Consider the following 18,776-nt stretch of genomic DNA (forward strand, 5'->3'; position numbering starts at 1 on the left):
CGCGGTTAAGGTTTTCGTACAGCCCCCGCCGAGGGTCTGGGTTCGGGGGCGGGTGCGGGTGGGACAACCGGGGCCCCGCCGGGCCGGGGGCCCCGCCGCGCGGCGGGGCCCACGGCCACGTGACGGATCAGGCTTCGGTCGGAGCCGAGACGGACGGGGCGGCCTGCTGCTCCGCCGCCGCGGTCTTCTTCGTCGCCCGCTTCGTCGCGGTCTTCTTGGTCGTGGCCGCCTTCTTGGCCACGGTCTTCTTGGCGGCCGCCGCCTTCTTGGCCGGGGCCTTCTTCGCCGCGGTCGCCTTCTTGACCGGAGCCTTCCTGGCGGCCTTCTTGACCGGAGCGGCCTCCGGCTCCTCCGCCGGGGCGGCCTCCTCGGCCGGAGCGGCAGGCTCGGTCACCGGGGCCTCGACGACCACCACGGCGGCCTCCGCCGCGCCTGCCGGGGAACCGGCGGGTGCGGTGGCCTTACGGGTGGCCCGGCGGCGCGGCCGCGCCGGCGCGGCCTGCGCAAGGGGAGCCTCCTCGGCCGCGGCGGCCGGCTCGGGCTCGACGACGGGCTCCGGCTCCGGGACGACGACCGGCTCGGGGGCCGGGGCCGGGGCCGGCTCCGCTGCCACGACCGGCTCCGGGGCCGACTCGGCAGCGGCCGCCGGCGCGGTGGCCTTACGGGTCGCACGGCGACGGGTACGACCCCTCGGCGCGGCCTCCTCGACCGGGGCGACCGGGGTGGCCTCGACCGACTCCGCGGCCTCCACGGCCTCGGCGACGACCTCGGCGACCGGCTCCAGCACGGTGTCGGCCGGCTCGGTCACAGGCTCGGCGACTACCTCGGCCACGGGGGCCGGGGCCTGCACCGGAGCGGCCTCACGCCGCGGGGCACCCGCCGGAGCGGTCGCCTTGCGCGTGGCACGGCGTCGGCTGCGGCGCCCGCTCAGACCCGCCGCGGCCTCCGCCTCGGCCGCGGAGCCGTAGAGCTCCTCGCCCGCGGCGAACTCCGGCTCGGGCAGCGCCTTCGGCGCCGCGACCTCGGCCGCGACCTCGGCCTCGGTTTCGAAGGCCTCGGCCTCCGGGCTCTCGACGGTCTCGACGGTCTCGACCTCGTGGTCGTGCTGGTCGAACTCGGTGCGGCCGCCACGGCGCTTCGAGCGCTTGCCGTTGCCACCGCCGCCGATCGCGGCCGGCGTCTCCATGTGCACGATGACACCGCGGCCGTTGCAGTGGACGCAGGTCTCGGAGAAGGACTCCAGCAGACCCTGGCCGACCCGCTTGCGGGTCATCTGGACCAGGCCCAGCGAGGTCACCTCGGCGACCTGGTGCTTCGTACGGTCACGGCCCAGACACTCCAGCATGCGCCGCAGGACCAGGTCGCGGTTGGACTCCAGGACCATGTCGATGAAGTCGACGACGACGATGCCGCCGAGGTCGCGCAGCCGCAGCTGGCGCACGATCTCCTCGGCCGCCTCCAGGTTGTTCCTGGTGACGGTCTCCTCAAGGTTGCCGCCCTGACCGGTGAACTTGCCGGTGTTGACGTCGATGACGATCATGGCCTCGGTCTTGTCGATCACAAGCGAGCCGCCCGAGGGCAGCCACACCTTGCGGTCGAGCGCCTTGGCGAGCTGCTCGTCGATCCGGTACGTCGCGAAGACGTCGACCTCGGAGGTCCAGCGCTGGAGCCGGTCGGCCAGGTCCGGGGCCACGTGCGAGACGTAGCCGTGGATGGTCTCCCAGGCGCCGTCGCCGCTGACGATGACCTTCGAGAAGTCCTCGTTGAAGATGTCGCGCACGACGCGGACCGTCATGTCCGGCTCGCCGTACAGCAGGGACGGCGAAGAGGTCGTGATCTGCTTCGACTTCTTCTGGATGTCCTCCCACTGGGCCTGCAGACGCTCGACGTCGCGCCGCAGCTCGTCCTCGCTCGCACCCTCGGCGGCGGTGCGCACGATGACGCCCGCGTCCTCGGGGACGATCTTCTTGAGGATGGTCTTCAGACGCGCGCGCTCGGTGTCGGGCAGCTTGCGGCTGATACCGGTCATCGAGCCCTCGGGCACGTAGACCAGGTAGCGGCCGGGCAGCGAGACCTGGCTGGTCAGGCGGGCGCCCTTGTGGCCGATCGGGTCCTTGGTGACCTGCACCAGGACCGACTGGCCCGACTTGAGGGCGGACTCGATACGGCGCGGCCCGTTGGCCATGCCGAGCGCCTCGAAGTTGACCTCACCGGCATACAGGACGGCGTTGCGGCCCTTGCCGATGTCGATGAACGCGGCCTCCATCGACGGCAGCACGTTCTGGACCTTGCCCAGGTAGACGTTGCCGACGTACGAGGTGGCCTCTTCCTTGTTGACGTAGTGCTCGACGAGCACGTTGTCCTCAAGGACGCCGATCTGGGTGCGCTCGCCGGACTGGCGGACGACCATCACACGCTCGACGGCCTCACGGCGGGCCAGGAACTCCGCCTCGGTGATGATCGGGACGCGGCGGCGGCCCTGCTCGCGGCCCTCGCGGCGGCGCTGCTTCTTCGCCTCCAGGCGGGTCGAGCCCTTGATGGACTGGACCTCGTCGGACGGCTCGGCCTTCTCGCGCGCCGGGCGCGGCTCGCGGACCTTGACGACGGTGCGCACACCGTCCTCCTCACCCGCTTCGGAGACCTCGGCACCGGTGTCGCCGCTACGGCGACGGCGACGGCGGCGACGGCGGCTGGAGGTGGAGCCGAGGGCCTCTTCGCTCTCCTCGTCCTCTTCCTCCTCCGACTCCTGCTCGGCGGCGGCCTCGGGCTCGGTCTCCTCCTCGGCGGACTCGTCGAGGTCGGCGGCCTCCCCGCGACGGCGGCGACGGCCACCGCGGCGGCGGCGGCGCGAGGGGCGCTCGCCCGACTCGTCGCCCTCTTCGAAGTCGGCGGCCTCGGCGGTCTCGTCCTCGAACTCGGCGGCCTCGGCCTCCGGCTCCTCCTCGGCGAGCACCTCGGGCAGCGAGACCGGCGCGGTCTCGGGGGCGCCACGGCCACGGCGACGGCGGCGGCCGGCGGGCTGCGCGGGCTCGACCGGGGCGGCGGCCTCGGTCTCCTCTTCCTCCTCGACCTCCTCGGCCTCGCTCGCGGCGGCGGCCGCGGCGGCCATGGCGGCGGTCTCGGGAGTCTGGAACATCGGCTCGGTGAAGACCGGCGCCTGGAAGACGGCCACGGCGGGACGCACCGCGCGGCGGGCACGCGCCGGAGCGGCGGGCGCCTCGGCGGCCTCGGGCTCGGCGGCGGGCTGCTGCGCGGCGGCGGGAGCGGTCGTGGAACGGGTGGCGCGGCGGCGGCCGCGCTTCGGGGCGTCCACCGCGTCGGCGACGGTCACGGCGCGGGCGGCGGCCTTGGGGGCCTCCTCCGCGGCGGCGGGCTCGGCGACGGTCTCGGCGGCCGGGGTCTCGGCGGCCGGAGCGGCCACGGCGCGGGTGGCACGGCGACGGGCACGCGGAGCCGGAGCAGCCGCAGCCTCCTCGACCACCGCAGCGGCGGCGGCCTCGGCAACAGCCGGAGCCTCCACAAGCGGAACCTCGGCAGCCTCAGCGGCCGGAGCAGCCACGGCACGCGTCGCACGACGACGGGCACGCGGAGCCGGAGCAGCCGCAGCCTCCTCGACCACCGCAGCGGCGGCGGCCTCGGCGGCCCGGGCCTCGGCGGCGGGCTCGACGACGGCCTCGGCGGCCTGGGTCTTCGGAGCGGCCACGGCGCGGGTCGCGCGGCGGCGGGGACGGGCGGGGGCGGCGGCCGGAGCGGCCTCCTCGACGGGGGCGGGCTCCGCCGCCGGGGTCACCTCGGCGGCAGGGGTGCCGCCGGGCGGACCGGCCGGCCGTGAGGCGGCGCGGCGACGCCTGCGCGGAGGCAGGTTGTCGCTGGGGCTGCCGCTGTCGGCGCCGGCGGGGGTGGTGGTGTCGTTTTCGTTGTTGAGCATTGCGGGCGGTTCTCCCGTCACGCTCCCGGGCGCCGCGGCTGACTTCCGGTCCGGCACGACTCCGCGCGTTGACGCGGAGTCGGCCTCCGGGGCGCGTTCGCCACACGGGAGCTGTAGTCCATGGCCGCCGGTTCCGTACGTGTTTGTCCGTACGGCCTGGCGGAAGTCTTCAGGTCTGTACGCGGCCCGACCCAGGTGGCTCCCGAGTGCCAGGGCTGCGCGACGACGACGATCCCTACGCGGCGGGACCTTCCGGCGCCTTCGCGTCGGCGGTCACGGCGACCGTGGGTGGGGCGGCCGTGTCTGCCTCGCGGTCGGGCGCGAGCGGGTCGGTCACCGTGCCGGACTCCTCGTCGAAGAGCCCCTGCGCCAGCCTGGTCACCGCAGAGGGGACCGGCGGCGCCAGGTCGGCCACAGCTCGGAGACCGGACAGGACGTCGTCGGGTCGCACGGCAGGTGTCAAATGCCGAACAACCAGCCGCAGTATCGCACAAGCATTGTCCAGCGGCCTATCAGCCGGCGCGGGAAGCGCTTCGAGGCTGACGACCGCGCCGCGGGTGTCGAAGGTGCGCATGCCGTTCTTGGTCTTGCGCTGCACCTCGACGGTCTCGGTGGCGAGGAACACCTCCACCGCCCGCTCGGCCTCGGCGAGCTCCACACCGTCCAGGCGCAGCTCCCACACGGAGGCGGTCAGCCGGTCCGCGAGGCCGGAGGTGCGGGCCTCGACGGCGTCGATGATGTCGAGCCCGGCGGGCATCGAATCGTCGAGCAGCTTGCGGAGGGTCTCGGGGTCGCGGGACGCCGCGAGACCGATCTCCAGGTACTCGGCCTCGCTGCCGGTCCCGGTCGGGGCGGCGTTCGCGTAGCTGACGCGCGGGTGCGGGGTGAAGCCCGCCGAGTAGGCCATCGGCACCTCGGCGCGGCGCAGGGCCCGCTCGAAGGCGCGCTGGAAGTCTCGGTGGCTGGTGAACCGGAGGCGGCCGCGCTTGGTGTAGCGCAGTCGGATGCGCTGCACCACCGGTGCGGGAGGCGGGCCTTCGGGCTGTCGCTTGCCCAGTGGTTCTTCTCCTTGTGCGGGGCTCCGCGGCTCGCGCTTCGCCCTGAGGTCTGTCGACCCGCTCCGGCTCACCCCTGCCGTCGGGGCCGGGAGATCTCGTCTGCGGGTGCCGCGTCGGCGGCTGTCGTACTACCCAGAGTACGCGCCCGTGACCTCGCCGGTTCCACGGGAGGAGTACCGAAGAGCGCACGGCGCACGGTGGCCCGTGCCTCGCGGACGGCTGCGCGGCCGGTCCGCCAGACCTCGCGCACGGCGTGTCCGACGGGGGTGAGGACATGCCGGTAGACCCGGGAGGCGGGCCACCCGACCAGCACCCAGCCGACCCACTTGAGCCCGCGCCACAGGGCGGCGGCGATCCGCCCGGCCACGTGCCAGGCCCAGAGCAGTACCTGCCCGAGCGGGGTGAGGACGTACCGGTACAGGGCGGCGGCCAGCCACGCCACGCCGAGCCCGACGGGACGCAGCAGGTACCGGTACACGGCGGCCACGAGCCGTACGAGGCCCAGCCCGACCGGACGCAGCAGGTACCGGTACACGGCGACCGCCAGCCATACGAGCCCGTGCCCGACGGGGGTGAGGACGTACCGGTAGGCCGCCGCGGCCAGCCACGCGATCCCGCGGCCGACGGGCGCGAGCACGTACCGCCACAGCGCGACCCACGGCCACACGAACAGCGCCATGCCGAGTGCCCACCCGATCCAGGCCACGCCCTTGGCGAGGGGCGCGAGCAGGTAGCGCATGCCGCCCCGGCCGATCCAGGCCAGCGCCTCCCCGAGCGGACGCAGCACGTAGGTGCCCAGGATCCGCCCGGCCGGCGCGAGCAGGTGGTCGTACGGGCCGCGGCACAGCCACGCCAGTCCCTGGCCGACCGGGGTGAGCACGTACCGCCAGAGCCCGGCCCACGGCCAGACGAAGACCAGCTTGAGCAGGGTGGTCAGCAGCCACCCCAGCGCACGGAGCAGCGGCTGGAGGACATGGACGTACAGCGGCCCGAGGACATGCCGGTGCAGGGCGCGGCCCGCGGCGACCAGCAGTTCCCAGACCACCCGTACGGGCAGTACGACGAGTACGGCGACGATCTTCACGGGAATCCGGATGACGCCCACCAGGCACCCGTCACCGCTGTCCGCGGGAGGCCGTTTGTCCAAGTCCATGCAGGGGAGGACACGGCGGAGGCCCCCACCCGTTGCGGGCGGGGGCCTCTCGTGACCCAAGGGTTACGCGACCGGTCGGCCGGCTACTTCACGACCGACAGCGGCAGGAGCTTCTTGCCGGTCGGGCCGATCTGGATCTCGGTCTGCATCTGCGGGCAGACGCCGCAGTCGAAGCACGGGGTCCAGCGGCAGTCGTCGACCTCGGTCTCGTCGAGGGCGTCCTGCCAGTCCTCCCAGAGCCAGTCCTTGTCGAGGCCGGAGTCCAGGTGGTCCCAGGGCAGGACCTCCTCGTAGGTGCGCTCGCGCGTGGTGTACCAGGCCACGTCGACGCCGTAGGCGGGCAGTGTCTTCTCCGCGGCCTCCATCCAGCGGTCGTAGCTGAAGTGCTCGCGCCAGCCGTCGAAGCGGCCGCCCGACTCGTACACGGCGCGGATGACGTCGCCGATGCGGCGGTCGCCGCGGGAGAGGAGGCCTTCGACGATGCCCGGCTTGCCGTCGTGGTAGCGGAAGCCGATGGAGCGGCCGTACTTCTTGTCACCGCGGATCTTGTCGCGGAGCTTGCCCAGGCGGGCGTCTGTCTCCTCGGCCGACAGCTGCGGCGCCCACTGGAACGGGGTGTGCGGCTTGGGCACGAACCCGCCGATCGACACCGTGCAGCGGATGTCGTTCTGACCGGAGACCTCGCGCCCCTTGGCGATGACGTTGACCGCCATGTCGCCGATCTGGAGCACGTCCTCGTCGGTCTCGGTGGGCAGGCCGCACATGAAGTACAGCTTCACCTGGCGCCAGCCGTTGCCGTAGGCGGTGGCGACGGTGCGGATCAGGTCCTCCTCCGAGACCATCTTGTTGATGACCTTGCGCATGCGCTCGGAGCCGCCCTCGGGGGCGAAGGTCAGGCCGGAGCGGCGACCGTTGCGGGTCAACTCGTTGGCCAGGTCCACGTTGAAGGCGTCCACGCGGGTCGACGGGAGGGACAGGCCCACCTTGTCGTCCGAGTAGCGGTCGGCGAGGCCCTTGGCGATGTCGGCGATCTCCGTGTGGTCCGCCGAGGAGAGGGAGAGCAGACCGACCTCTTCGAAGCCCGTGGCCTTGAGGCCCTTCTCCACCATCTCGCCGATGCCGGTGATGCTTCGCTCCCGCACGGGGCGCGTGATCATGCCGGCCTGGCAGAAACGGCAGCCGCGGGTGCACCCGCGGAAGATCTCCACGGACATGCGCTCGTGGACGGTCTCGGCGAGCGGGACCAGGGGCTGCTTGGGGTACGGCCACTCGTCGAGGTCCATGACGGTGTGCTTGGACACGCGCCACGGCACGCCGGAGCGGTTGGGGACGACGCGGCCGATGCGGCCGTCCGGGAGGTACTCGACGTCGTAGAAGCCCGGGACGTAGACGTTGCCCGTCTTGGCGAGGCGCAGCAGGACCTCTTCGCGCCCGCCCGGCCTGCCCTCGGCCTTCCACGTGCGGATGATCTCGGTCATGTCGAGGACGGCCTGCTCGCCGTCGCCGATGACCGCGCAGTCGATGAACTCCGCGATCGGCTCCGGGTTGAAGGCCGCGTGGCCGCCCGCGAGGACGATCGGGTGGTCGACGGTGCGGTTCCTGGCCTCCAGCGGGATGCCGGCGAGGTCCAGTGCCGTGAGCATGTTGGTGTAGCCCAGCTCCGTAGAGAAGGACAGGCCGAACACGTCGAAGGCGGAGACCGGGCGGTGGCTGTCCACGGTGAACTGCGGCACCTTGTGCTCGCGCATCAGTTCTTCGAGGTCGGGCCACACGCTGTAGGTGCGCTCGGCGAGGACGCCCTCGCGCTCGTTGAGCACCTCGTACAGGATCATGACGCCCTGGTTGGGCAGCCCGACTTCGTATGCGTCCGGGTACATGAGGGCCCAGCGGACGTCGCAGCTCTCCCACGGCTTGACCGTGGAGTTGAGTTCACCGCCGACGTACTGGATGGGCTTCTGCACGTGCGGAAGCAGGGCCTCAAGCTGAGGGAAGACCGACTCGGTCATCACGCGACTTTCGTGAAGCGGGCAGGGGGCAGCTATCTAGCGTACCCCGATGGCTCAGCCGCCCCCACCGCATGATCACTTCAGGGCCGTCCGCAGGGTGGGGGCCGAGGCCTTCGCCCAGACGGCGGGGAGCTCCCGCTCGCCGCGCTCGGCCAGGATCTCCTCGCGGCCGTAGAGCACGCCCCAGGTGAAGGCCGGCTCTCCCGCGTCCGTCGCCTGGGCGGCGAGGGCGCGCAGGGCTTCGCGTGCCACCACGCTGTCCTGGTGGTCGCCGAGCAGGTTCTGGACCTTCTTCATGGCCTTGGCCAGGTGTTTCGCCGGCTTGCCGAGCTCGGCCACGGCCGACTCCGCCGCGTACCGGGCACGCTTGGCCGCCTTGCGGGCCTCGTGCAGGGCCAGGTCCCGCTCCTTGCCGGCGTCGAGCGCGAGTGCGCCGTCGATCCGGGTGGCGAGGCGCGCGTAGTCGCGCAGCACCGCCTTGGTGAGGACCTTGTCCGGGGAGCCGGCGGCGCCGTCGAGCAGCGGGGGCGCGTCCAGCAGGGCGTCGAGGGAGTTCAGCAGGGTGATGTAGCGGTCGCTGTCGAGTGCGTCCAGGGCCCGGCGGCGTGATGCAGAGCGCCGGCTGGTGTTCCAGGTCCGCAGGCGGTCGCGGACCGGGCCGGTGATGAGGGTGCGGGGCAGTTCGGCGAGGTGGGCCTGGAGCCGCTCCGCCAGGACTTCCTGGTCGCGGTCGACGCCGAGTTCGGCGGCCAGCCAGCGCAGCTCCTCGCCGACGGGGTCGGTGGCCTCGCGGTCGAGGACCTTGCGGTAGGTCTTGAAGGCGCTGCGCAGGCGGCGGGTGGCGACGCGCATCTGGTGGACGGAGTCGGGCAGGTCGCGTCGTACGGCCGGGTCCTGGGCGACCATGGCGTCGCGCTGCTTGGTCAGGTACGCGACGACGTGCGCGCCGGCGGTGCCTTCGGGTCCTGCGCCGCGGGGCCGGGCCGGGGGCTCGGCGTCGGTCTCGGCGAGGGCCCGGGCGAGTTTCGAGGGGGCGTCGCTGACCCGGAGGCCGGCCTTGCGGAAGGCCTTCTCGACGGCGTCGAGGAGGTCGGGGTCGACGCCGTCGGCGAGTTCCACCTCGACCTCGGTCCAGCCGGCGGTGGCGTCGCCGCGCTCGGCCACGACCTCGTCGGTGCTCAGTTCCGCGAGGAGTGCCCCGTCGGCGTCGAGGAGGTGGCTGACGTGGCGCGAGGAGACCAGTCGGACGTGGGGTGCGAGTGCGGCGTCGCGGACGCGGGAACGGACGAGGGCGGTGAGGGCGGGCGGGACCGTGTCGCTGAGCGCGGCGCCGACCTCGTCGCGCACTCCCGGGGATACGGGCAGTTTGAGGTGCCAGCCCTCGTCCGCGCCGCCCGTTCTGCGCCGCAGGGTGAGACCGTCGGCGGCGAGCCGCTGGTCGGGGGTGTCGTAGTAGACGGCGTCGAGGTCGACGGTGCCCTGGTCGGTGACGGCCGCGATGGCGGCCGTCCCCGTCAGGTCCGGCACCCCGCGCCGGGCAGATTTGGCCTTGGAGAACTCGAATTTCCGCTCGATCTCGCGCTTTGTGTCCGCCATGTACCGAACCTAGTCCTGAAGGGAGCACGTGTGCAGGATGAGGGGGACATCAGGCTGACAATGGCCGCTGGACCTTGATCGACTGGAGTAGTCCGACCGCTATCCACACGGCGAACATCGACGAGCCTCCGTAGGACACGAACGGCAGTGGCAGGCCGGCCACCGGCATGATGCCGAGGGTCATCCCGATGTTCTCGAAGGACTGGAAGCCGAACCAGGCGATGATGCCGGCGCACACGATCGTCCCGTAGAGCTCGGTGGTCTCCCGGGCGATCACGCAGGCCCGCCAGAGGATGACGCCGAGCAGCAGCAGGATCAGGCCCGCGCCGAGGAAGCCGAGCTCCTCGCCGGCCACGGTGAAGACGAAGTCCGTCTGCTGCTCGGGCACGAACTGGCCGGTGGTCTGCGAACCCTTGAACAGGCCGGAGCCGGTCAGGCCGCCGGAGCCGATGGCGATGCGGGCCTGGTTGGTGTTGTAGCCGACGCCGGCGGGGTCGAGCTCGGGGTTGGCGAAGGCCGCGAAGCGGTTGATCTGGTATTCGTCGAGGACGCCGAGCTGCCATATCAGGACGGCGCCGGCCACGCCGGATCCGAGCAGGCCGAACACCCAGCGGTTGGAGGCTCCGGAGCCGAGCAGCACGCCGAGCACGATGACGACCATGACCATGACGGACCCGAGGTCGGGCATCAGCATGACGATGCCCATCGGGGCGGCGGCCAGGCAGAGCGCCTTGACGACCGTGCGGTGGTCCGGATGGGCGAGGTCGCCCGCGTCCACCCGGGTGGCGAGCAGCATGGCCATGACCAGGATGATCGTGATCTTCACGAACTCGGACGGCTGGAGGGAGAATCCGCCGCCGATCACGATCCACGCGTGGGCGCCGTTGATGGTGGCGCCGAGCGGGGTCAGGACGGCGAGGATCAGCACGAGTGAGAGCCCGTAGAGGACCGGAACGGCTCCGCGCAGGGTGCGGTGGCCGAGCCAGACGGTGCCGATCATCAGTACCAGGCCGATGCCGGTGTTCAGGGCGTGCCGGGCGAGGAAGTAGTACGGGTCGCCCTGGTTCAGGGTGGTCCTGTTGCGGGTCGCCGACCAGACGAGCAGGGCGCCGAGGAAGGACAGGGCGAGGGAGGAGAGCAGGATCGGCCAGTCGAGCCGGCGCAGCACGGAGTCCCGGGCGGTGAGCTTGGCCATGGGGCCGCGCTCGGGCGCGTAGCGGGAGACGGAGAACTTGTTGGCGGTTGGCATGTCGGTATAGGGGTCCTCAGTCGTGCCGTGTCGGGGGTGGCCCGGCGAGTGCCGGCGGTTCCAGGTCCTCCGCAGACGGCGGAACGTACGGCCGGATCTCGGGGGATTCGATGGAGCCGTCGGGGTTGATCCTGGGCAGTTTCGTCTCCGGGGCCGGGAGCAGGGCCCCCTTCGGGTTCGGCTTCCCGTCCATGGTCAGACCGTAGATGGCGTTGTAGAGGTTGCGCACAGCGGGGCCGGAGGCGCCGGAGCCGGTGCCGCCCTGGGAGATCGTCATGACGATCGTGAAGTCCTTGGTGTAGGTCGCAAGCCATGAGGTGGTCTGCTTGCCGTAGACCTGGGCGGTACCGGTCTTCGCGTGCATCGGGATCTTGTCCTGGGGCCAGCCGCCGAAGCGCCAGGCTGCGGTGCCGCCGGGTTCGACGACCGTGCGCAGGCCCCTGTCGAGGTCGGCGACGGTCTGGGCGGTGATGGGGAGCCTGCCGTGGGACTGGGGCTTGAGCATCTCGACGTGCTTGCCGTCGGGGCTGATGACGGCCTTGCCGACGGTGGGGTTGTAGAGGGTGCCGCCGTTGCTGATGGCGGAGTAGGCGGTGGCCATCTGGATGGGGGTGACGAGGACGTCGCCCTGGCCGATGGCGAAGTTGATGCTGTCGTAGGCCTTGAGCTGGTTGCCTTCGAGGCAGCTCTCGTAGGCGATCTGTTCGACGTAGGTGCCGCCGCGCTTGCCCTGCTTGCACCAGGAGTTCTTGTTGGCGGCCCAGAAGCTCTGCTTCCACTGGCGGTCGGGGATGCGGCCCTTGACCTCGTTGGGCAGGTCGATGCCGGTCTCCGAGCCGAGTCCGAACTCGCGGGCGGTCCGGTAGAACCAGTCGTGGGCGTCCTTCTTCGGGCTGAGGCCGCCGTCGCGCTGCCATTCCTTGTGGCCGAGGGCGTAGAAGACGGTGTTGCAGGAGAACTTCAGGGCCTCGCCCAGGGTGATGGGGCCGTGTCCCTTGGACTCGAAGTTCGCGAAGCTCCGGCCGCCGAGGCTGTAGGAGCTGCTGCAGTTGTACTTGTCGTTGAACTTGTAGCCGGCCCGGACGGCGGCGCTCGCGGAGACCACCTTGAAGATGGAGCCTGCGGGGGCCATGCCCTGGATGGCCCGGTTGAGCAGGGGGTAGTTGGAGTTCTTGCTGGTGAGCTTGGCGTAGTCCGCGCCGGAGATGCCGCCGACCCAGGCGTTGGGGTCGTAGTCGGGCTGCGAGGCCATCGCGACGATGCGGCCGGTCTTGGCCTCCATGACGACGACGGCGCCCGAGTCGGCCTCGTACTTGCGGCCGGTGATGTTGTCGGTCTCGTTGCGGACGACTTTCATCGCCTGCTGGAGCTCGTACTCGGCGACGGCCTGGACGCGGGCGTCGATGCTGGTGACGAGGGTGGAGCCGGCGATTCCGGGGTCGGACCTGGTCTGGCCCATGACCCGGCCGAGGTTGTCGACCTCGTAGGAGGTGACCTGGGCCTTGCCGCGCAGCTGCCGGTCGTAGGTGCGTTCGAGGCCGGAGCGGCCGACCTGGTCGGAGCGCAGGTGCGGGGAGTCGGTGTCCTTGGCCTTCTGGATCTCGTCGTCGGTGACGGGTGAGAGGTAGCCGAGCACCTGTGAGGTGCGGGCCCCGCCGGGGGCCGGGTAGCGGCGGACGGCGGTGGGCTCCGCGGTGATGCCGGGGAACTCCTCCGGGCGTTCGCGCAGCTGGAGTGCCTGTTGGGTGGTGGCTTCGAGGGTGACGGGGATCGGCTGGTACGGGGAGCCGTTCCAGCAGGGTTTGGGGGTCTGGGAGTCGCAGAGCCGGACCTTGTCCATGACCTGCTTGGGGGTCATGTCCAGGACGTCTGCGAGGCGGGTCATGACACCTTTGCCCTTGTCCTTCATCTTCATCAGCGCGGTGCGGCTGGCGGAGACGACCAGGCGGGTCTCGTTGTCGGCGAGGGGGACGCCGCGGGCGTCGAGGATGGAGCCGCGCACGGCGGGCTGGACGACCCGCTGGACGTGGTTGCTCTTCGCCTCGTGGTAGTACTCCGCGCCGTTGCGGATCTGGAGGAACCAGAGCCGGCCGCCGAGGGTGATGAGCATCGAGAAGACGAGGACCTGCATGATGACGAGCCTGATCTGCACCCGGGAGGTGCGGCCGGTCTCCGGGACGTTGGTCACGTCTGCTCCTCCCTCACAGCTTCTTGACGCTCTTCACACCCTTGGCCGGCTTGACGCCCTTTATGCGGACGGCCTTGTTGGCGCGGACCCGCGCGGTCTTCAGGCGCAGGCCGCCGCGCTGGCTGCCGATACGCAGGCCGGTGCCGCCGGTCAGCCAGCCGGCGGAGACGTCGGCGGCCTTGTTGGCGGGGCCGCCGCCGGCCTCGACTGCCATCGGGTCGTTCTCGGCCTTCCGGGCGAGCGCCATGATCCACGGCACGGTGAACGGCGCGAGCAGCAGGTCGTAGAGGGTGGCGGTGAACACCAGCCCGGTCAGACCCACGTGGCGGGCGGCGGTGTCGCCGACCAGGGCGCCCACGCTCGCGTAGAGCAGGGTGGAGCCGATCGCGGCGGCGACGACGGTGAGCATCGGGCCCCAGGCGGAGCGGAACCGCCCGCCGTCGGGGCGGACCAGTCCGGCGACGTAGCCGATGACGCACAGGACGAGCGCGTACCGCCCGGCCGCGTGGTCGGCGGGCGGTGCCAGGTCGGCGAGGAGCCCGGCGCCGAAGCCGATGAGCGCCCCGCTGACGTGCCCGTACACGAGTGCGAGGGAGACGACGGTGAGGAGGAGCAGGTCGGGTACGGCGCCGGGCAGTTGGAGCCGGCCCAGGACGGTGACCTGGATGACGAGGGCGACCACGACGAGCGTGGCCGAGAGCAGGATCCGGTTGAAGCGCATGCGGGGTCGGCTCCTAGTCGTCGGCCGGCTGGGCCGCCAGGCTGGCGGTCCCGGACGGAGTGACCGTGACGGTGACCGTCGGGGTGGGCTTGGGGGCCTCGGGCTTGGGTGGCAGGACGGCGTCGCGCGGGTCCTCGCGCGGCGGCATCACGACGACGCCCACGATGTCGAGTCGTGAGAAGCCCACGAACGGACGCACCCAAACGGTGCGGGTCAGGTCGCCGCGGGAGGGGTCGACCTTGACGACCTCGCCGATCGGGACGCCGGGCACGAAGGGCTTGTTGCCGCGCGAGCCGAAGGTGACGAGCCGGTCGCCGGGGCTGACCTTGGCCTTGCCGTTGAGCATCTGGACGGACAGGGCGCGGTCGCCCTGGCCGGTGGCGAAGCCGAGTTCGCCGGTCTTCTCCAGGCGCGTGCCGACGGTGAAGTCGGGGTCGTTGGCGAGGACGACGGTGGAGGTGTCGGGGCCGACGGTGGTGACCCGGCCGACGAGTCCGTCGCCGTTGAGGACGGTCATGTCGCGCTCGATGCCGTCCTTGCTGCCGGCGTCGATGGTGACGGTCCAGGAGAAGCCCTGGGCCGCTCCTATGGCGATGACCTCGGCGCCCTTGATGCCGTACTGTCCGGCGCCGGCCCGCTTGAGCATCTCGTCGAGCTCGTGGATGCGGCTGCGCGTCAGGTCCTCGCTGCCCAGCTTGGCCTTGAGGGCCGCGTTCTCGCGTTCCAGCGTGGCGATGCGGTTGTGTCGCTCCCCGGAGTCCCGTACGGCCCCTATGGCGTTGGCGACCGGATCGACCGCGGTCGCCACACCCTCCTCGACCGGCCCGAAGACCGCTGCGGCGGCCTGCCGGGCACCGTCGACCGGTGACTCCTCGCCGGCCCTGATGTCCACCGTGATCAACGCGAACGCGATGGCGATCAGAAGCACCAGGAGCAGCCGGCTTTCTCGTGTGTCCCTCACGTGCGGCGGCCGTGCCTTCCTCGTCGGAATTCTCTTTTGCCTGTATATCAACGATCCGCCGCACGGGCCCGGTAGCACCCGTACGGCGGATCCTTGTGCTCCGCTTACCCCCTCCGGCAGGGAGGGGTGTGGTCAGCGACGGGGCTGGGCGTCCAGGACCTGCTGGAGTGCCTCGAACTCCTCGACGCACTTGCCGGAGCCGAGCGCGACGGAGTCGAGGGGGTCCTCGGCGATGTGGATCGGCATGCCGGTCTCACGGCGCAGCCGCTCGTCGAGGCCGCGGAGCAGGGCGCCGCCGCCGGTGAGGACGATGCCTCGGTCCATGATGTCGCCCGAGAGCTCCGGCGGGCACTTGTCGAGCGTCGTCTTGACCGCGTCGACGATGGAGTTGACCGGCTCCTCGATGGCCTTGCGGACCTCGGCGGCCGAGATGACGACCGTCTTGGGCAGGCCCGAGACCAGGTCCCGGCCGCGGATCTCGGTGTGCTCGTCCTTGTCGAGGTCGTACGCCGAGCCGATGGTGATCTTGATCTGCTCGGCCGTCCGCTCACCGAGGAGGAGCGAGTACTCCTTCTTGATGTGCTGGATGATCGCGTTGTCGAGCTCGTCGCCGGCCACCCGGATGGACTGTGCCGTGACGATTCCGCCGAGGGAGATGACGGCGACCTCAGTGGTGCCGCCGCCGATGTCCACGACCATGTTGCCGGTGGCCTCGTGGACGGGCAGGCCCGAGCCGATGGCGGCGGCCATGGGCTCTTCGATGATGTGCACCTGGCGGGCGCCGGCCTGCGTGGACGCCTCGATGACCGCGCGGCGCTCCACTCCCGTGATGCCGGAGGGAACGCAGACCACGACGCGCGGGCGAGCCAGGTAGCGACGCTTGTGGATCTTGAGGATGAAGTACCGGAGCATACGCTCGGTGATCTCGAAGTCGGCGATCACGCCGTCCTTGAGGGGCCTCACGGCGACGATGTTGCCGGGCGTGCGCCCGATCATCTTCTTCGCCTCGGAGCCGACCGCCAGGATGCCACCGGTGTTCGTGTTGATGGCGACCACGGACGGCTCGTTCAGGACGATCCCCCGGCCCCTCACGTACACCAGCGTGTTGGCGGTCCCGAGGTCGATCGCCATGTCACGGCCGATGAACGACATGTTGTTCCCCTTGTTCCCCATGAGGAGCGTCTGGCCTTCCAGTTGAAAGCGGCTGCTGTCAGGTCGGCGAGGTGGGTGTGTGGGTGGAGGCCCCATCGTAGTGCCGGGGTACGGACACCGCGCGACGGGACTCCGGCAATCCCGCCGGAACGGATACCCGCCCCCTCAGTGGTGACGACGTGTCCTGCCCAGGCGTTCCCGCTCGGGCACGGAATTACCTGGGGGCGACCGAAATTACTTCGGTCGCCCCAGGTCATGAGCGCTATTCGGCTGATGTCTCGTCAGGAGGGAGTGATCAGAGCGCGGGGAAGAAGAGCTTCAGCTCCCGCTCGGCCGACTCCTCGGAGTCCGAGGCGTGGATCAGATTTTCCCGGGTGACGGTGCCGAAGTCGCCCCGGATGGAGCCGGGCGCCGCGGCGATCGGGTCGGTGGGTCCGGCCAGCTGGCGGACGCCCTCGATCACGCGTTCCCCTTCGACGACCAGGGCCACGACCGGGCCGCTGGACATGAAGCCCATCAGCGGCTCGTAGAACGGCTTGCCCTTGTGCTCGCCGTAGTGCGCCTCCAGGGTCTCCTGGTCGAGCGTGCGCAGCTCCAGGGCGGGGATGGTCCAGCCGGCCTTCCGCTCGATGCGGCCGATGATCTCGCCGACCAGGCCACGACGGACGGCGTCGGGCTTGAGCAGGACGAGGGTGCGCTGGGTCATGGTGCGGCTCCTTGCGGCATACGGGTGCGGTGGGACGAATCTACAGGGCCGTCCGGGGCGGTCCGGCCGTCCGGGGGCGGGATCGCCGGGACCGGGGGCCGGGACCGGGGTGGCCCGGGCCGGGATGGCCAGAGGATCCGTCAGGCGGGGTCGGACGCCGCGGGCGCCGCCGACGCCTCCTGCGCGGCCGCCCAGCGCTCCTTGATCGAGTCGATCCTCCGGCCGTAGTGGACGGAGCACCACCACAGGCCCGCGAAGACCGCGCCGAGGAAGAACATCGTCGGGACGACGAACCCGCTCGCGACGAGCCCGATCTGCAGGGCCCAGCCCAGCTGGACCGCCCCGGGCCGCGACAGCATGCCGCACAGCAGCACCGACAGCAGCATCGCGACCCCGCACACCGTCCAGACCGCGGCCTGGGTCAGGTCCGGGTCCTTCATGGCGACCAGTCCCGCGAAGCCGATCACGAAGAACTCGCCGATCAGCGTGCTCGCACACAGCGTGCGCATCCTCAGCCCCTCTTCAGCAGCAGGCGGGCCTCGCCCACCGTGATCACGGAACCGGTCACCAGGACCCCGGCCCCTCCGTACTCGGCCTCTTCCTCGGCCAGGGTGATCGCCGCCTCCAGGGCGTCGTCCAGCCGCGGCTCCACCTGCACCCGGTCCACGCCGAAGACCTCGACGGCGACGGCCGCCAGCTCGTCCGCGTCCATCGACCGGTGGCTGGAGTTCTGCGTGACCACGACCTCCGCGAAGATCGGCTCGAAGGCCTCCAGCACCCCGCGTACGTCCTTGTCCCCGCTCGCGGCGACGACGCCGACGAGCCGGCTGAAGCCGAACGCCTCGGTGACCGCCTCCGCGGTGACCGCCGCGCCCGCCGGGTTGTGCGCCGCGTCCAGGATCACCGTCGGGCTGCGCCGCACGACCTCCATGCGGCCCGGCGAGGTCACCGACGCGAAGGCCTTCCGCACGGTGTCCACGTCCAGCACCCGGGCGTGCGGCCCGCCGACCCCGAAGAAGGCCTCGACCGCGGCGAGCGCCACCGCCGCGTTGTGCGCCATGTGGGCGCCGTACAGCGGCAGGAAGATGCCGTCGTACTCGCCGCCCACTCCGCGCAGCGTCAGCTGCTGCCCGCCGACCGCGACCTCGCGCGAGACGACGCCGAACTCCATGCCCTCGCGGGCCACCGTCGCGTCCACCTCGACGGCCTTCTTCAGCAGCACCTGTGCCGCGTCCACCGGCTGCTGCGCCAGGATCACGGTCGCGTCCTGCTTGATGATGCCGCCCTTCTCCGCGGCGATCTCACCGGGCGTGGAGCCGAGCCGGTCGGTGTGGTCCAGGCTGATCGGGGTGACCACGGCGACCGAGCCGTCGATCACGTTGGTCGCGTCCCAGCTGCCGCCCATGCCGACCTCGACCACGGCCACGTCCACCGGGGCGTCCGCGAAGGCCGCGTAGGCCATCCCGGTGAGCACCTCGAAGAAGGACAGCCGGAACTCCTCGGAGGCGTCGACCATCTCCACGTACGGCTTCACGTCGTGGTAGGTCTCCACGAACCGCTCGGCGGCGATCGGCGCCCCGTCGAGGCTGATCCGCTCGGTGATCGACTGCACGTGCGGGCTCGTGTAGCGGCCGGTGCGCAGCTCGAAGGCGTTCAGCAGGGCCTCGATCATGCGGGCCGTGCTGGTCTTGCCGTTGGTCCCGGTGACGTGGATGGAGGGGTACGCGCGCTGCGGCTCGCCCAGTACGTCCATCAGTGCCGCGATCCGCGACACCGAGGGCTCCAGCTTGGTCTCGCCCCAGCGGGTGGAGAGCTCCTGCTCCACCTCCAGCAGTGCCTTGGCGACCTCCGGGTCGGCGGGCCGGGCGGGCACCGGGTCCCCCTGGGGCGGCCCGGCCTGGGCGCGCAGGGTGCGGCTGCCGGCCTCGATCACCGCCAGGTCGGGGTCGCGGTCGGACTCTTCCGCCACGATCTGGTCGAACTCGTCGAAGGCACCGGCGAGGTCTTCGTCGTCGTGGCGGTCGTGGCTCTCGGGCTGCTGGTCACTCACAGGGCCAG

At 71.5% G+C, this 18,776-nt stretch carries 13 protein-coding genes; all 13 read right to left on the reverse strand.

What is annotated here, in order from left to right; genetic code table 11:
* Positions 1-127 precede the first annotated feature (127 nt).
* Positions 128-3,928 carry a ribonuclease E/G gene (locus tag ACFWFZ_RS12915; RefSeq protein WP_387120876.1) on the reverse strand — a complete coding sequence of 1,267 codons (3,801 nt, stop codon included), beginning with the start codon at positions 3,926-3,928 and terminating at the stop codon, positions 128-130.
* A 235-nt stretch (positions 3,929-4,163) separates the two neighbouring features.
* A complete protein-coding gene (locus tag ACFWFZ_RS12920) occupies positions 4,164-4,943 on the reverse strand; it encodes a TIGR03936 family radical SAM-associated protein (RefSeq protein ID WP_387120879.1) in 780 nt (259 codons plus the stop codon).
* Positions 4,944-5,053: 110 nt separating this feature from the next.
* Entirely contained in the window at positions 5,054-6,139 is a 1,086-nt protein-coding gene (locus ACFWFZ_RS12925; protein ID WP_387120882.1) for a hypothetical protein, read from the reverse strand.
* Between the two features lie 83 nt (positions 6,140-6,222).
* Positions 6,223-8,148: a TIGR03960 family B12-binding radical SAM protein gene (locus tag ACFWFZ_RS12930; RefSeq protein WP_387120885.1), complete on the reverse strand. Its 1,926-nt coding sequence runs from the start codon at positions 8,146-8,148 to the stop codon at positions 6,223-6,225.
* A gap of 72 nt (positions 8,149-8,220) precedes the next feature.
* On the reverse strand, positions 8,221-9,741 hold the full coding sequence (locus ACFWFZ_RS12935) for a CHAD domain-containing protein (protein ID WP_387120889.1): 1,521 nt from the start codon (positions 9,739-9,741) through the stop codon (positions 8,221-8,223).
* Positions 9,742-9,790: 49 nt separating this feature from the next.
* Positions 9,791-10,990 (reverse strand): rod shape-determining protein RodA, encoded by a 1,200-nt coding sequence (rodA, locus tag ACFWFZ_RS12940; RefSeq protein WP_387120892.1) that lies wholly within the window; start codon positions 10,988-10,990, stop codon positions 9,791-9,793.
* Between the two features lie 16 nt (positions 10,991-11,006).
* Positions 11,007-13,178, reverse strand: coding sequence for a penicillin-binding protein 2 (gene mrdA, locus ACFWFZ_RS12945; RefSeq protein WP_387120896.1), 2,172 nt, complete (start codon positions 13,176-13,178; stop codon positions 11,007-11,009).
* Positions 13,179-13,191: 13 nt separating this feature from the next.
* Entirely contained in the window at positions 13,192-13,899 is a 708-nt protein-coding gene (mreD, locus tag ACFWFZ_RS12950) for a rod shape-determining protein MreD (RefSeq protein ID WP_387120899.1), read from the reverse strand.
* 13 nt (positions 13,900-13,912) lie between these two features.
* Positions 13,913-14,860, reverse strand: coding sequence for a rod shape-determining protein MreC (gene mreC, locus ACFWFZ_RS12955; RefSeq protein ID WP_387120902.1), 948 nt, complete (start codon positions 14,858-14,860; stop codon positions 13,913-13,915).
* Between the two features lie 132 nt (positions 14,861-14,992).
* Positions 14,993-16,012, reverse strand: a complete 1,020-nt coding sequence (locus ACFWFZ_RS12960) for a rod shape-determining protein (RefSeq protein WP_030008578.1) — start codon at positions 16,010-16,012, stop codon at positions 14,993-14,995.
* A 295-nt stretch (positions 16,013-16,307) separates the two neighbouring features.
* Entirely contained in the window at positions 16,308-16,718 is a 411-nt protein-coding gene (ndk, locus tag ACFWFZ_RS12965; RefSeq protein WP_030027161.1) for a nucleoside-diphosphate kinase, read from the reverse strand.
* A gap of 140 nt (positions 16,719-16,858) precedes the next feature.
* Positions 16,859-17,227 carry a DUF4233 domain-containing protein gene (locus ACFWFZ_RS12970; RefSeq protein ID WP_387120905.1) on the reverse strand — a complete coding sequence of 123 codons (369 nt, stop codon included), beginning with the start codon at positions 17,225-17,227 and terminating at the stop codon, positions 16,859-16,861.
* A 2-nt stretch (positions 17,228-17,229) separates the two neighbouring features.
* The gene (locus ACFWFZ_RS12975) at positions 17,230-18,768 is read right to left on the reverse strand and encodes a bifunctional folylpolyglutamate synthase/dihydrofolate synthase (RefSeq protein WP_387120908.1); all 1,539 of its coding nucleotides are present in this window, start codon (positions 18,766-18,768) and stop codon (positions 17,230-17,232) included.
* Between the last annotated feature and the right edge of the window lie 8 nt (positions 18,769-18,776).

Source organism: Streptomyces sp. NPDC060232, assembly GCF_042726555.1.
In the GTDB taxonomy this organism is placed as follows: domain Bacteria; phylum Actinomycetota; class Actinomycetes; order Streptomycetales; family Streptomycetaceae; genus Streptomyces.